General features: G+C 67.3%; 11 protein-coding genes. 8 read left to right on the top strand and 3 right to left on the bottom strand.

All coding sequences use genetic code 11. The annotated features are described in order from the left end of the window. On the top strand, positions 1 to 984 hold a 984-nt coding region (locus DBR34_RS00800; protein ID WP_128095316.1), incomplete at its 5' end, for an AAA family ATPase. 109 nt (positions 985 to 1,093) lie between these two features. Here the strand turns inward: DBR34_RS00800 and DBR34_RS00805 are convergent. Then, complete coding sequence (locus DBR34_RS00805) at positions 1,094 to 2,008, bottom strand: AEC family transporter (RefSeq protein WP_128095317.1); 915 nt, start codon at positions 2,006 to 2,008, stop codon at positions 1,094 to 1,096. 104 nt (positions 2,009 to 2,112) lie between these two features. Then, the gene (locus DBR34_RS00810; RefSeq protein ID WP_128095318.1) at positions 2,113 to 2,775 is read right to left on the bottom strand and encodes a tetratricopeptide repeat protein; all 663 of its coding nucleotides are present in this window, start codon (positions 2,773 to 2,775) and stop codon (positions 2,113 to 2,115) included. Between the two features lie 161 nt (positions 2,776 to 2,936). Between DBR34_RS00810 and DBR34_RS00815 the strand changes: the two genes are divergently transcribed. From DBR34_RS00815 to DBR34_RS00825, 3 genes are all read left to right on the top strand, one after another. Then, a complete protein-coding gene (locus tag DBR34_RS00815) occupies positions 2,937 to 6,638 on the top strand; it encodes an indolepyruvate ferredoxin oxidoreductase family protein (protein WP_128095319.1) in 3,702 nt (1,233 codons plus the stop codon). Positions 6,639 to 6,808: 170 nt separating this feature from the next. After that, positions 6,809 to 7,252: a type II toxin-antitoxin system Y4mF family antitoxin gene (locus DBR34_RS00820; RefSeq protein WP_128095320.1), complete on the top strand. Its 444-nt coding sequence runs from the start codon at positions 6,809 to 6,811 to the stop codon at positions 7,250 to 7,252. A gap of 14 nt (positions 7,253 to 7,266) precedes the next feature. Continuing rightward, positions 7,267 to 8,529 (top strand): type II toxin-antitoxin system HipA family toxin, encoded by a 1,263-nt coding sequence (locus DBR34_RS00825; RefSeq protein WP_258223599.1) that lies wholly within the window; start codon positions 7,267 to 7,269, stop codon positions 8,527 to 8,529. Here the strand turns inward: DBR34_RS00825 and DBR34_RS00830 are convergent, their stop codons facing one another. Beyond that, positions 8,530 to 9,150, bottom strand: a complete 621-nt coding sequence (locus tag DBR34_RS00830; RefSeq protein ID WP_128095322.1) for a DUF938 domain-containing protein — start codon at positions 9,148 to 9,150, stop codon at positions 8,530 to 8,532. A 142-nt stretch (positions 9,151 to 9,292) separates the two neighbouring features. Here DBR34_RS00830 and DBR34_RS00835 point away from each other — a divergent pair, with 142 nt between their 5' ends. From DBR34_RS00835 to DBR34_RS00850, 4 genes are all read left to right on the top strand, one after another. Next, a complete protein-coding gene (locus DBR34_RS00835; RefSeq protein WP_181393862.1) occupies positions 9,293 to 10,921 on the top strand; it encodes a TldD/PmbA family protein in 1,629 nt (542 codons plus the stop codon). 134 nt (positions 10,922 to 11,055) lie between these two features. After that, a complete protein-coding gene (locus DBR34_RS00840; RefSeq protein ID WP_128095323.1) occupies positions 11,056 to 12,690 on the top strand; it encodes a TldD/PmbA family protein in 1,635 nt (544 codons plus the stop codon). Positions 12,691 to 12,711: 21 nt separating this feature from the next. Then, positions 12,712 to 14,046, top strand: a complete 1,335-nt coding sequence (locus DBR34_RS00845) for a TldD/PmbA family protein (protein WP_128095324.1) — start codon at positions 12,712 to 12,714, stop codon at positions 14,044 to 14,046. A gap of 7 nt (positions 14,047 to 14,053) precedes the next feature. Beyond that, positions 14,054 to 14,725 (top strand): DUF4159 domain-containing protein (locus tag DBR34_RS00850; protein WP_146186741.1); only part of this gene is annotated, 672 nt, incomplete at its 3' end.

The raw sequence follows: 14,725 nt of genomic DNA on the forward strand, positions 1-14,725 counted from the left end.
GAGGTGGACAACGAGGCGGTCAAGAAGATCCTGCACAACCTGCGCGGCCTGAGCATGGTGGACGCCCGCCGCATCGGCCGGCAGTTGATCTTCGCCGACGGCGCGCTCAGCCAGGACGACCTGCCGCAGCTGGCCCGGCTCAAGTTCGAGCTGCTCAACCGCGCCGGCCACCTGCACTTTGAATACGACACCACCCGCTTTGCCGACGTGGCCGGGGCCAACCGGCTCAAGCGCTGGGTCAACCAGCGCCGCCCGGTGTTCCTCGGCGGCCAGGGCCCGGCCGGGCTGGACCCGCCCAAGGGGATGCTGCTGCTCGGTGTACAGGGCTGTGGCAAGTCGATGCTGGCCAAGGCCACGGCCGCCGGCTTCGGGGTGCCGCTGCTGCGGCTGGACTTCGGCAGCCTGTACGACAAGTACCACGGCGAGACCGAGAAGAACCTGCGCGACGCCCTGGCGTCGGCCGAGCAGCTGGCGCCGTGCGTGCTGTGGATCGACGAGATCGAGAAGGGCCTGGCCAGCGGTGGCGAGGACGGGGGGGTGTCGCGGCGCGTGCTGGGCTACCTGCTGACCTGGCTGGCCGAGCGCAAGGGCGCGGTGTTCATCGTGGCCACCGCCAACCAGGTGCACGAACTGCCGGCCGAACTGCTGCGGAAGGGCCGCTTCGACGAGATCTTCTTCGTCGACCTGCCCGACGCCAACACGCGGGTGGAGCTGCTGCGCCTGCACCTGGGCCGGCGCCAGCTCAATGCCGACGATTTCGCGCTGCCGGCCCTGGCCGCCGCCGCCGACGGCTTCTCCGGCGCGGAGATCGAACAGGCGGTGGTGGCCGGGCTGTACGCCGCCCATGCCGAGGAGCGCGTGCTGGACACCGACCTTCTGATGGCCGAGATCCGCAGCAGCCGGCCGCTGTCGGTGCTGATGGCCGAACAGGTCACCGCACTGCGCGACTGGGCGCGCGGCCGCACCGTAAGCGCCGACGGGTAAACGTTCGCCGCCGCGCCGACGTAGGGCCGACCGTTGGTCGGCTGACGCGCGCCGGCGGTGTCGGTGGCCCTGGGTGGACCAGCCGACCAACGGTCGGCTCTACCGGTTTCTATGCGGGGTGCTGCAGTACTGCTACCCACGCCGGCAGCGTCACCAACGACAGCAGAATGCCGTACCCCACCATCGCCGCGGCCAGCCGCGGGGCCAGCCGGTGCGAGATCGCCAGGGCGGCGGCGGTGATCATGGTCGGCATCGCCGATTCCAGCACGTTCACCTGCAGCATCTGGCCCTGCAGGCCCAGCAGCCACGAGATCGGCACCGCCAGCGCGGGCATCACCAGCAGCTTCAAGACCAGCCCGATGCCCAGCGGGGTGAGTTCCTCGCGCGACAGCCGCAGCCGGATCGACAGGCCCACCGCCAGCATCACCAGCGGCAGCATGGCATCGGCCAGTTGTCCGAGGCCGTTGCCGATCCACGCGGGCGGCTGTTCGGGCATCACCAGCAGCGCGAACAGCAGCGCCCACAGCGGTGGGAACCGTGCGATGCGCGCCAGCACCTGGGCCGCCGTGGGCGGGGTGTCGCCGCTGTAACGGGCAATCACGTACAGGCCGAAGGTGGACAGCAGCAGGAACGTGCCGAACTGGTCGTAGACCACCGCGTAGGGCAAGGCGGCGTCGCCCAGCAGGGCGCGCACCATCGGGTAGCCGATGAAGCTGGAGTTGGCCAGGGTCACGCAGATCAGCAGCACCGCGTGCACGTCGCGGGCAAACCCGCAGAGGCGCGTGGCCAGCGACACCAGCGCCCAACTGGCCAGCATCAGCAGCCAGGGCGTGGCCATCAGCCCGATCAGGCTGGCATCCAGGTGCAGCCGCGGCACGTAGGTGAGCACCGCCGCGGGCAGGCACACATACAACACCACGCGGTTGAGCACCTCGGCGCTGGTGTCGGGCAGCGCACGCAGGCGTGCAAACAGCATGCCCAGGCCAAGCATGGTCAGGATCAGGGCGAACGCATCGAAAGCCATCGCAGCAGCCTAGCCGATGCGCAGGCCGACGCCGCCCCGACCTTGGTCGAAGCGACGTGCCACAGGGCCGGTCCGGGCGGCCGCCGCAGGCGCCGCCCGCGGGCTCAGGGCCAGGCCGGCGGTTGTGCCGCCCAGGCCTGCTGCACCTCGGCCAGGGTGGCGCGCTCGCTGTCGCGCCAGCTGGGCAGCAGGTCGGCGTAGCGCGCCGGACTGCCCCACTGCTGCGGCTCGGTGCGTACCGCCGCGGCGTACCACTGCACGGCCTCGTCTTTGCGCCCCAGGGTCCACAACGCCAGCGCATAGGTGGCCGGCACCCAGGACGGGTTGCCGCGCATGCCGCCCTGGGCCGTGCTCCACTGCGCCAGTGCCGCCTCTACCTCGCCCAGCCGGAACAGGTCCCAGCCGTAGTTCCAGCGCACCGCGCGCCCCGCCGCCGTGGTCGGCGGCGCGCTGCCGCCTGCTTCCGCATACAGGGTGCGGCCCAGCTCCGGACGCCCCTGCGAAAACGCGACGCCGGCCAGCTGCACGGTGGCATCGAGCGCTTTGCGCCCGCGCTCGCGCTGCTTCATGAGCTGGTCCACCAGGTCGCCACTGCCGGCCGGCACCACCACCATCGGAACGGCGGCGGGGTCGGTGTCGAAGTAGAACTCCTGCACTGCAGGCAGCGGCTGCGCCGCCACCCCGAATGTCGTCATTGCGGCCATCAATGCCGCAGCCAAACCAGCCGCCAGCGTCACGCCGGCGCGCCCCTGTCTTGCCACTGCCATGCAAACTCCCCCGGGTTGTCACAACAACCTCCCATCCCGATCCTAACCCCAGCGTGCGCCCGGACGCGAGTGCCCGAGGTCCATTTCGGCGCCACTGTTACAATCCGCGCCTTTCCGGTCGTGTTTGCTGCGGCCGTGCCAGCCGACTTTCCGGGCCAGCCATGACCAGTACCGCCGAACTCACCTCGCCCTCCTCCGCCAACCAGCCCGACGCCGGTGGCCTGGACGCCAGCTATACGCTGGACCACAAGTACACCCGTACCGATGGCCGCATCTACCTGAGCGGGGTGCAGGCGCTGGTGCGTCTGCCGCTGATGCAGCGCCTGCGCGACGAGGCGGCCGGGCTGGACACCGCCGGCTTCATCAGCGGCTACCGCGGCAGCCCGCTGGGCGGCTTCGACCTGGAGCTGTGGCGGGCCCGCCAGCACCTGGAGGCGGCGCGGGTGAAGTTCACCCCCGGCCTCAACGAGGACCTGGGCGCCACCATGGTCTGGGGCACCCAGCAGACCAACCTGTTCCCGGGCGCCAAGGTCCAGGGCGTGTATGGCATGTGGTACGGCAAGGGTCCCGGCGTGGACCGCTGCGGCGACGTGTTCAAGCATGCCAACGCGGCCGGCACCTCGGTGCACGGCGGCGTGCTGGCGCTGGCCGCCGACGACCATGCCTGCCGCAGCTCGACCCTGCCGCATGGCAGCGAGGACGAGTTCGTCAGCGCGATGATGCCGGTGCTGAATCCGGCCGGGGTGCAGGACATCCTGGACATGGGCCTGCTCGGCTGGGCGATGAGCCGCTATACCGGGCGCTGGATCGGCTTCAAGACCATTGCAGAGACCGTGGAATCCTCGGCTTCGGTGCAGGTGGATCCGTTCGCGCGGAAGATCCTGCTGCCCGAGGACTTCGAGATGCCGGCCGGTGGCCTCAACATCCGCTGGCCGGATCCGCCGCTGGACCAGGAAATGCGCCTGCACCGGTATGCGGTTGCGGCCGCGCAGGCCTTCGCCCGTGCCAACAGCATCGACCGGGTGGTGATGGATTCGCCGCGCGCGCGGCTGGGCATCGTCACCACCGGCAAGAGCTACCTGGACGTGCTGCAGGCGCTGGAATACCTGGGGCTGGACGAGCAGGCCTGTGCAGACATCGGCATCCGCGTGTACAAGGTCGGCATGACCTGGCCGCTGGAGCCGGTGGGCATCGCGCGCTTCGCGCAGGGCCTGGAAGACATCGTGGTGGTGGAGGAAAAGCGTGCCTTCATCGAGCGCCAGATGAAGGAGCAGTTCTACAACTGGCCGGCCAGCGCCGGTCCGCGCCCGTCGATCGTGGGCAAGTATGACGAGGCCGGCACCTGGATCCTGCCGTCCACCAACGAGCTGACCCCGGCCACCATCGCCGGCGTGATCGGCCGCCGCATCCAGCGCTTCTTCACCAATGAATCCATCGAACAGCGCCTGCGCTGGATGGATGAAAAGGAAGCCGAGCTGGCCCTGCCGCGCGCCAGCTTCCCGCGCGTGCCGCACTACTGCTCCGGCTGCCCGCACAACACCTCTACCCGCGTGCCGGAAGGCTCGCGCGCGCTGGGCGGGATCGGGTGCCATTACATGGTCACCTGGATGGACCGCAGCACCGACACCTTCACCCACATGGGCGGCGAAGGCGTCACCTGGGCCGGGCAGGCCGCGTTCACCGACACCGAGCACGTGTTCCAGAACCTCGGGGATGGCACCTATTTCCACAGTGGTTCGCTGGCGATCCGCCAGGCCATCGCGGCCGGGGTCAACATCACCTACAAGATTCTCTACAACGACGCGGTGGCGATGACCGGCGGGCAGCCGGTGGACGGCACCCTGAGCGTGCCGCAGATCGCCCACCAGATGCGTGCCGAAGGCGTGCAGACGATCGTGCTGGTGAGCGATGAGATCGGCAAGTGGAACAAGCGCGAGCTGTTCCCCGAGGGCGTGGAGTTCCATGACCGCGCCGAACTGGACGCGGTGCAGAAGCAGCTGCGCGAGGTGAAGGGCACCAGCATCCTGATCTACGAACAGACCTGCGCCACCGAAAAGCGCCGCCGCCGCAAGCGCGGCAAGCTGGTCGACCCGCCCAAGCGGGTGGTGGTCAATTCGCTGGTCTGCGAAGGCTGCGGCGACTGCGGGCAGAAGAGCTTCTGCGTGTCGGTGCTGCCCAAGGAAACCGAATTCGGGCGCAAGCGCGACATCGACCAGTCCAACTGCAACAAGGACTACAGCTGCACCACCGGCTTCTGCCCGAGCTTTGTCACCGTGCACGGCGGCAAGCCGCGCAAGGGCGCGCGCAGTTCGAAGACCGCGCTGCTGGACAACCTGCCGCCGCCGACCTTCCGCACCACGCTGGACCAGCCCTGGAACATCCTGATCACCGGCGTCGGTGGCACCGGCGTGGTCACCATCGGTGCGTTGCTGGGCATGGCCGGGCACCTGGAGGGCAAGGGCGCCAGCGTGCTCGACCAGACCGGGCTGGCCCAGAAGGGCGGCGCGGTGACCACCCATATCCGCATCGCGCGCACGCCCGAAGACATCCACGCGGTGCGCATCGCCGCCGGCGAAGCCGACCTGGTGGTGGGCTGCGACATGGTGGTGGTGAACGACTACTGGGCGCTGTCCAAGGTGCGCGCCGAGCGCTCGCAGGTGGTGCTCAACACCTATGAAGCGATGCCGGGCACCTTCACCACGCGCCCGGACATGCAGTTCCCGGCGGCGGACATCATTGCCGGCATCCGCGTGGCGCTGGGCGGGCGCGAGCCGCTGCTGCTCGATGCCACCCAGCTGGCCACCGCCCTGCTCGGCGATGCGATCGCGTCGAACCTGTTCATCCTGGGCTATGCCTGGCAGCAGGGGCTGGTGCCGATCTCGTTCGAGGCGCTGATGCGTGCGATCGAACTCAACGGCGCGGCCGTGGCGATGAACCAGCAGGCGTTCGCCTGGGGCCGCCTGGCCGCGGTGGACCCGCAGGCCGTGCAGCAGGCCGCTGGCCTGGTCCGCAACGGCCACACCGATGCCGAGCGCACCCCCGGCCCGCTGCATGACCTGCCGCCGGGTGAGTGGGAAGGCAACGAATGGGGCGCCAATGCGGCCCCGCGCGATACCGGCGACGAGCGCGAGCTGCGTGGCCTGCCCGGCCATGGCGTGGGCGAAGAGGTGGCATTCCTGCCGCTGGACGACGAGCGCCTGTCGCGCTCGCTGGACGAGCTGGTCGAGCGCCGCGTGCGCTTCCTCACCGACTACCAGGACAGCGCCTACGCCGCGCGTTACCGCGCGCTGGTGGACAAGGTGCGAGCGGCCGAGTGGGACGCGGTGGGCAGCACAGCACTGACCGAAACCGTGGCGCGCTATTACTTCAAGCTGATGGCCTACAAGGACGAGTACGAAGTGGCGCGGCTGTACACCAGCGGCGAGTTCCAGCGCCGCCTGCAGCAGCAGTTCGAGGGCGATTTCCAGGTGCGCTTCCACCTGGCCCCGCCGCTGTTTGCGAAGAAGGATGAGCAGGGCCGCCTGATCAAGCAGGAGTACGGCCCGTGGATACTCAAGGCGTTCGGCCTGCTGGCCAAGCTGAAGTTCCTGCGCGGCGGCACCTTCGACGTGTTCGGCCGCACCGCCGAACGCCGGGGCGAGCGCCAGCTGATCGCCGACTACGAACAGACCGTGGCGCTGCTGCTGGACGGCCTGCGCGATGACCGCGTGGCGCTGGCGGTGGAGATCGCCAGCATCCCCGAACACATCCGCGGCTACGGGCACGTCAAGGAAGCGCACCTGCACAAGGCCAAGGCCCGCGAAGCCACGCTGCTGGCGCAATGGAAGAACCCGCGCGCCCTGCATATCGTGCAGGTGGCATGAGGTAAGCGAACGCTGGCGCTTCTTAAATGTCAGCGTTCGTTGACTAGATTCCAAAAGTAAGCGTTCGCTTACTTTTGGATGTAAGGAGGCTATTGAAAGCCCTGTCGTGATTCAAATGTTGACGTACGACGACACTTGCCCCCATGTCAGCACACGCTTACATTTGGGGCATGACCGTCCTCAAGACTCCCGCCGACCTGGGCCATGTGATCCGGAACCGTCGTAAGGCACTGGGCTGGGACCAGGCACGCCTGGCCTACGAGACCGGCGTCAGCCGGCAGTGGGTCATCGACATCGAGAAAGGCAAACCGCGCGCGGAACTGCAGCTGGTGTTGCGGGTGATGAATGTGCTGGGGGTTCCGCTCACTGCGGCGCTGCCCGCGCCGTCGCCGGCCGTCGCCGACCTTCCCCGCGTGGACATCAACGCGATCGTGGAACGCCACCGCCTGCCGCAGCAGGGTCGTCCGCGCGCACCGGGAAAGCCGGGCACCCTGTCGTACGCAGAGATCCTGGAGCAGGCCCGGCGAGAATTGCCGCCGTCGGGCACGACCACACCGCCGTCGGTACATGAGCTGCACGTCGACTACCCGGCCACGCCCAAGAAGGGGACGTGATGCTGCACGTACTCATGCAAGGCAGGCCCATGGGTCTGTTGCACATGGACGACCACGGCAACCCGCACTTCGTCTACGACCGCCAATGGCTGGCGTCAGCCGATGCGTTTCCCCTTTTGATCAGCCTTCCACTGAATCGCCCGACCCACTCGTCGGCAACGGTAGGCGCGGTGATCTGGGGCTTGCTGCCCGACAACGACACCATCTTGCAGGGCTGGGGGTCGCGCTTCCATGTGTCACCCCGCAACCCGGTGGCCCTGCTGGCCCATGTGGGCGAAGACTGCGCAGGGGCCGTGCAGTTCGTGACCCCCGAGCGCCTGCCCCACGTGCTGTCGGGTGCGGCCGACGGCATTGAGCGATTGAGCAGCGCGGACGTGGCCGCCCGCCTTTCCCAAGTCCGCCGCGACGTCGGCAGTGGGCGCTGGCTGGGGGACATCGGGCAGTTCAGCCTGGCCGGTGCGCAGGCCAAAATCGCGCTGCTGCGTCTGGATGATGGCTGGGCGGTTCCCAGTGGCCGCATCCCCACCACCCACATCCTCAAACCGCCGGGCACCGACTACACCGGGTTCGTCGAGAACGAGATGTTCTGCCTGCGCCTCGCGCGTGCCATGGGCCTGCCCACGGCGGCGTCGGAGCAGTGGGATCTGGCCGGTGAAACGGCCATCTGCGTGGAACGCTATGACCGTCTGCAGACCGATGCCGGCTGGGTCCGCGTGCACCAGGAAGATTTCTGTCAGGCGCTGGGGGTGATGCCGCAGATCAAGTACCAGAACGAAGGGGGCCCGGGAGCGGCAGACCTCGCCGGCGTACTGTGGGCGCACGCCAGCCAGCCCCGTCGCGACGTGGAACTGTTCTTCAATGCGCTGGTCTTCAACTACCTGATCGGTGGAACCGACGCCCACGCCAAGAACTACTCACTGCTGCTGGGCAGTGGCGGTGAGATCCGACTGGCGCCGTTGTATGACATCTCCAGTGCGCTTCCCTATCCGCAACTGCAGAAGCGCAAGATCAAACTGGCGATGAAGATGGGCAGCCACTACAAGTGGTGGGATATCCGTCTCGGCGATTGGCGTGCGACGGCAGAGGCCATGCGGCTGGATTCCGATGCCGCCATGAAGTCATTGGCCAGCATGTGCCTGCAGCTGCCCGACGTGGCCTCACAGCAACGCCAGTTGCTGCAGCAGGAGGGTATCGACCACCCCGTGCTGGAAACGCTGGTGCATGAAATCGAGCGCAGTTGCGAACGCTGCCTTCGACAGTTCAGCACCACCGCCTGATCACCCCCGCCGCCACACCCGCAGCCGGTTGTTGGCCGGCATCGCCACATCCTCCACCAGCCGTAGCCCCTGCGCAGCCGCCAGCGCGTCCACCGCCTCCGCATCGCGGATACCCGAGTCGGGATCGCGCGCCTTCAACCACGCATCGAACTGGCGGTTGCTCTCACTGCTGAACGCTCCGTGGTAGTTGAACGGCCCGTAGATGCACAGCAGCGCGTTGTCCGCCATCACCGCCGGCAACCCGGCGAACAACGCCTGCACGTGCGCCCAACTCATGATGTGCAGGGTGTTGGCACTGAACACCGCATCGAAGCCCAGCGGCGCCGCCGGCAGCGGGGCCAGGCCGGGGCGCGGCGACAGCACCACCTGCAGCGGCCAGGGTGCGGGTGCATTGGGCAGGGCCGCCTCGGCAAGACGCTCGGCAATGCCCGCCAGGTAATCCGGGTGGTCGCTGGCCTGCCACTGCAGGTGCGGCAGCCGTGCGGCGAAGTACGCCGCGTGCTGCCCGGTGCCGCTGCCAATCTCCAGTACGCGCGTGCGGTCGTGCAGGTGCCGCTGCAGCACCGCCAGGATCGGCTCACGGTTGCGTTCGCAGGCCTCGGACCACCGTTGCTGGCTCATGCAGTGCTCAAGATGAATTGGACAAGACACATCCAACCATGACCGCAGTCACTTGTGCCACTGCCGCGCGCCACCGAAAGTCGAGGACTTGTCCACTGTCGCCGGCCCCTCGCCCGCGACCGTACCCGGGGAATCGCAAGCTGTGCAACGCCGTGAGTTTCTGACGCTGTCTGGAATGGGCCTGGCTGGCCTGATGCTGCCGCACTCCCGCCTGATCGCCGCCGAGCAGCTGCTTGAGCCGGGCGACGTGGCCCGCAAGAAGGCCTTGGCCGAGGCGGCACTGGGGACCGCCAAACGGTTGGGGGCCAGCTACTGCGACGTGCGCATCGGGCGCTACCTCAACCAGGCGGTGATCACCCGCGAGGCGCAGGTGCAGAACATCACCAACCGCGAATCGTCGGGCATCGGCATCCGGGTGATCGTCAACGGTGCCTGGGGGTTTGCCGCCACGCACCAGCAGACGCCGGCAGCGGTGAAGGCCGCGGTCGAACAGGCGGCGGCCATCGCCCGGGCCAACGCCAGCGTCCAGACCCGTCCGGTCCAGCTGGCGCCGGTGCAGGGCGTGGGCGAGGTGAGCTGGAAAACGCCGCTGCGCAAGAACGCGATGGCCGTGCCGATCCAGGACAAGGTGGACCTGCTGCTGAGCCTGAACGCCGCCGCGCTCAACGCCGGCGCCAACTTCATCAACTCCACCCTGTTCCTGGTCAACGAACAGAAGTACTTCGCCTCCAGCGACGGCTCCTTCATCGACCAGGACGTACACCGCATCTGGCTGCCGTTCACCGCGACCGCGATCGACAAGAGTAGCGGCAAGTTCCGCACGCGCGCCGGGTTGTCCTCGCCGATGGGCATGGGCTACGAATTCCTCGACGGCGACGCCAGCGGCAAGATCGCCCTGCCCGGCGGCATCACCGCCTACCGTGATTCCTACGACCCGGTGGAAGATGCCATCGCCGCGGCGCGACATGCGCGCGAGAAGCTCAAGGCCCCGTCGGTCAAGCCGGGCAAGTACGACCTGGTGCTGGACCCGTCCAACCTGTTCCTGACCATCCACGAGAATGTCGGCCACCCGCTGGAGCTGGACCGCGTGCTGGGCTACGAGGCCAACTACGCCGGCACCAGCTTTGCCACCCTGGACAAGCGCGACGCCGGCTACCGCTGGGGCAGCGAGCGGGTCAACTTCTTCGCCGACAAGACCGCCCCCGGCAGCCTGGGTGCGGTGGGCTACGACGATGAGGGGGTCAAGACCAGGCGCTGGGATCTGGTCAAGGACGGCATCCTGGTCAACTACCAGGCCACCCGCGACGAGGTGCACCTGCTGGGCGAGACCGAATCGCACGGCTGCAGCTACGCCGATTCCTGGTCAAGCGTGCAGTTCCAGCGCATGGCCAACGTCTCGCTGGCCCCGGGCAAGACCCCGCTGAGCGTGGCCGACATGATCAAGGACGTGGAGAACGGCATCTACATCCACGGCCGCGGCTCGTACTCCATCGACCAGCAGCGCTTCAACGCGCAGTTCGGCGGCCAGCTGTACTACCAGATCAAGAACGGCCAGATCACCGGCATGGTCGAAGACGCGGCCTACCAGATCCGCACGCCGGAATTCTGGAATGCCTGCAGCGCCATCTGCGACGAACGCGACTTCCGCTTCGGCGGCTCGTTCTTCGATGGCAAGGGCCAGCCCGGCCAGGTGTCGGCGGTGTCGCACGGCTCGTCGACCACGCGCTTCGATGGCATCAACATCATCAACACCGCGCGCAGCCTGGGATGAGCATGCCCTGCCCACCGTGCATTTCGTCATTTGACGCCCCCTTCCGATGGCCGCAAGAATCGGGGCCACCGCCCCGGCGGTCGCTGTGATGTCGCCGTTTCCCTGCCACCCCCACACCGACGTGGAGAGCTGCCTTGCAAAGACGTGACTTCCTTGCCCTGACCGGGCTTACCGCTGGCGGACTGATCGTGCCGTCATTCTTCGGCAAGGTGATCGCCGCCGAGCAGCTGCACAGCACGCTGGACCTGGGGCTGAAGAAGCGCCTGGCCGACGCCGCGCTGGCCGCTGCCCGCCAGGCCGGCGCCACCTACTGCGACGTGCGCATCGGGCGCTACCTGCGCCAGTTCGTGATCACCCGCGAAGACAAGGTGCAGAACGTGGTCAACACCGAATCGACCGGTGTGGGCATCCGCGTGATCGTCAACGGCGCCTGGGGCTTTGCCGCCACCAACCAGCTGGGCACCGCCGACGTGGCGCGCGCCGCACAGCAGGCGGCGGCCATCGCCAAGGCCAATTCGGGCGTGCAGACCGCGCCGGTGCAGCTGGCCGCCGCGCCGGGCGTGGGTGAAGTGAGCTGGAAGACGCCCATCCGCAAGAACGCGATGGACGTGCCGATCAAGGAGAAGGTGGACCTGCTGCTGGACGTCAACGCCGCCGCGTTGGCCGCCGGTGCCAGCTTCGTCAACTCGATGCTGTTCCTGGTGAACGAGCAGAAGTACTTCGCCTCCACCGATGGCTCCTACATCGACCAGGACGTGCACCGCATCTGGGCCCCGATGACCATCACCGCCATCGACAAGGCCAGCGGCAAGTTCCGCACCCGCGAGGGCCTGTCCGCGCCGATGGGCATGGGCTACGAGTATCTCGATGGCGCCGCCGCCGGCAAGGTGCTCACCCCCAACGGGGTGGTCAACTACAGCTCGTCCTACGACATGAAGGAAGACGCCATCGCTGCGGCCAAGCAGGCGCAGGAGAAGCTGAAGGCGCCGTCGGTCAAACCGGGCAAGTACGACCTGGTGCTGGACCCCTCGCACACCTGGCTGACCATCCATGAATCGGTCGGCCATCCGCTGGAACTGGACCGCGTGCTTGGCTACGAAGCCAACTACGCCGGCACCAGCTTCGCCACCCTGGACAAGCGCGAACAGCACTTCCAGTACGGTAGCGACAAGGTCAACATCTTCGCCGACAAGACCCAGCCGGGCAGCCTCGGCGCGGTGGCCTACGACGACGAAGGCGTCAAGACCAAGCGCTGGGACCTGATCAGCGACGGCAAGCTGGTGGACTACCAGACCATCCGCGACCAGGCCCACATCCTGGGCAAGACCGCCTCGGACGGTTGCTGCTATGCCGATTCCTGGTCCAGCGTGCAGTTCCAGCGCATGGCCAACGTGTCGATGGCGCCGGGCAAGACGCCGCTGAGCGTGGCCGACCTGGTCAAGGACGTGGAAAACGGCATCTACATCATCGGTGACGGCTCCTTCTCCATCGATCAGCAGCGCTACAACGCGCAGTTCGGTGGCCAGCTGTTCTACGAGATCAAGAACGGCAAGATCACCCGCATGCTCGAAGACGTGGCCTACCAGATCCGCACGCCGGAATTCTGGAACGCCTGCAGCGCCGTGGCCGACGAACGCGACTACCGCCTGGGCGGTTCGTTCTTCGACGGCAAGGGCCAGCCGGGCCAGGTCTCGGCGGTCTCGCACGGGTCGTCCACCGCGCGCTTCAACGGCATCAACGTCATCAACACCGCGCGCAGCCTCGGCTGACCGGTCAGGAGCCTACGAATCATGAGTATCTTCACCGAAGCACAAGCCAAGGCCATCCTCGACAAGGTCATCGCGCTGTCCAAGGCCGATGAATGCACCGCCGCGCTGGCCGGCTCGATCAACGGCAACATCCGTTTCGCGCTGAACAACGTGTCCACCAGCGGCATCGTGGACAACACCGAACTGGCCGTCACCGTTGCCTTTGGCAAGCGCGTGGGCACCGCCTCGATCAACGAGTTCGACGATGCCGCGCTGGAACGCGTGGTGCGCCGCGCCGAAGACCTGGCCCGCCTGGCCCCGGAAAACCCGGAGTTCATGCCGGCCATCGGCAAGCAGACCTACACCCCCAGCCCCACCTTCAGCGCGTCCACCGCCGCCATCGACCCGGCGTTCCGCGCCAAGGTCGCCGCCGACTCGATCGCGCCTTGCCGCGGCAAGGGCCTGATCGCCGCCGGCTTCCTGGAAGACGGCCAGGGCTTCTACGCCACCGCCAACAGCAACGGCAACTTCGGTTACCAGCGCAGCACCAACTTCGATTACACCTGCACCGTGCGCACCGAAGATGGCCGCGGTTCGGGCTGGGTGGGTCGCAACCTCAAGGATGCGGCCGACTTCAAGGCCGACCAGGACATCCAGATCGCGATGCGCAAGGCCACCGAGTCGTCCGAGGCCAAGGCACTGGAGCCGGGCAAGTACACGGTGATCCTGGAGCCGGCCGCTGCTGCGGGCCTGATCAGCTTCATGATGAATTTCTTCAGTGCGCGCTCGGCCGATGAAGGCCGCAGCTTCCTGTCCAAAAAAGGCGGCGGCAACAAGCTGGGCGAGCAGGTCTACGACCCGCGCGTGAACATGCATGCCGACCCGTGGCACCCCGAAGCCCCGGTACTGCCGTGGGATGGCGAAGGCATGCCGCGTGGCAAGCTGCCGATCATCGAGAACGGCAAGGTCGCCAACCTGGAATACACCCGGTTCTGGGCGCAGAAGCAGGGCAAGACCGCCAATGCCACCCCGGGCAACCTGCTGATGAGCGGTGGCGACAAGAGCACCGCCGAGCTGGTGCGCGGCACCCAGAAGGGCATCCTGGTCACCCGTACCTGGTACATCCGCATGGTCGATCCGCAGACCGTGCTGCTGACCGGCCTGACCCGCGACGGCACCTTCTACATCGAGAACGGCCAGATCAAGTACCCGGTGAAGAATTTCCGCTTCAACGAATCGCCGGTGATCATGCTCAACAACATCGAAGAGCTGGGCAAGCCGGTGCGCGTGGCCGGTGACGAGTCGAACTTCGTGATGATGATTCCGCCGATGAAGCTGCGCGATTTCACCTTCACCTCGTTGTCCGACGCGGTCTGATGCACGGATGAACCGCGCGCAGTTCCTGCGCCTGCTGCTGGGCAGCGCCGCATTCGCGGCGTTGCCCTCACCGGCGCGCGCCCAGGCCGGACGCTACGACTTCTGGTTCACCCGCCTCAAGTACGACTCCGGCGACTGGGACGTGGATGCGCGCATGCCGTCCAACGTGATCACCTCGCTGATCGACTACACCTCCCTGCGCGTGGACCCGACCGAGCATGTCATCGCCCTGTCCGACCCGCGCATGCTGGAAGCGCCGTTCTGCTACCTGGCCGGGCACAAGCTGGTGGAGTTCAATGCCGCCGAACGGCAGAACTTCGTGCGCTATGTGCGCAACGGGGGCTTCGTGTTCGTGGATGACTGCAACCACGACATCGACGGCCTGTTTGCGAAATCGTTCGAGGCGCAGATGGCCAGGCTGTTCGGCCCCAAGGCGCTGAACAAGCTGCCCAACAACCATGCGCTGTACCGCAGCTTCTTCCGCTTCCCCGACGGGCCACCCGCCACCGGCTTCGAGCTCAATGGCTGGGGCGATGACCTGGTGCATGACTACCTCAAGGGCATCGAGGTGGATGGCCGGCTGGGCCTGCTCTACAGCAACAAGGATTACGGTTGCGAGTGGGACTACGACTGGCGCAACAAGCGGTTCCTGGCCGAAGACAACACCCGTTTCGCGGTC

This window comes from Stenotrophomonas sp. HMWF003, assembly GCF_003061285.1.
GTDB classification, from domain to species: domain Bacteria; phylum Pseudomonadota; class Gammaproteobacteria; order Xanthomonadales; family Xanthomonadaceae; genus Stenotrophomonas; species Stenotrophomonas maltophilia_AP.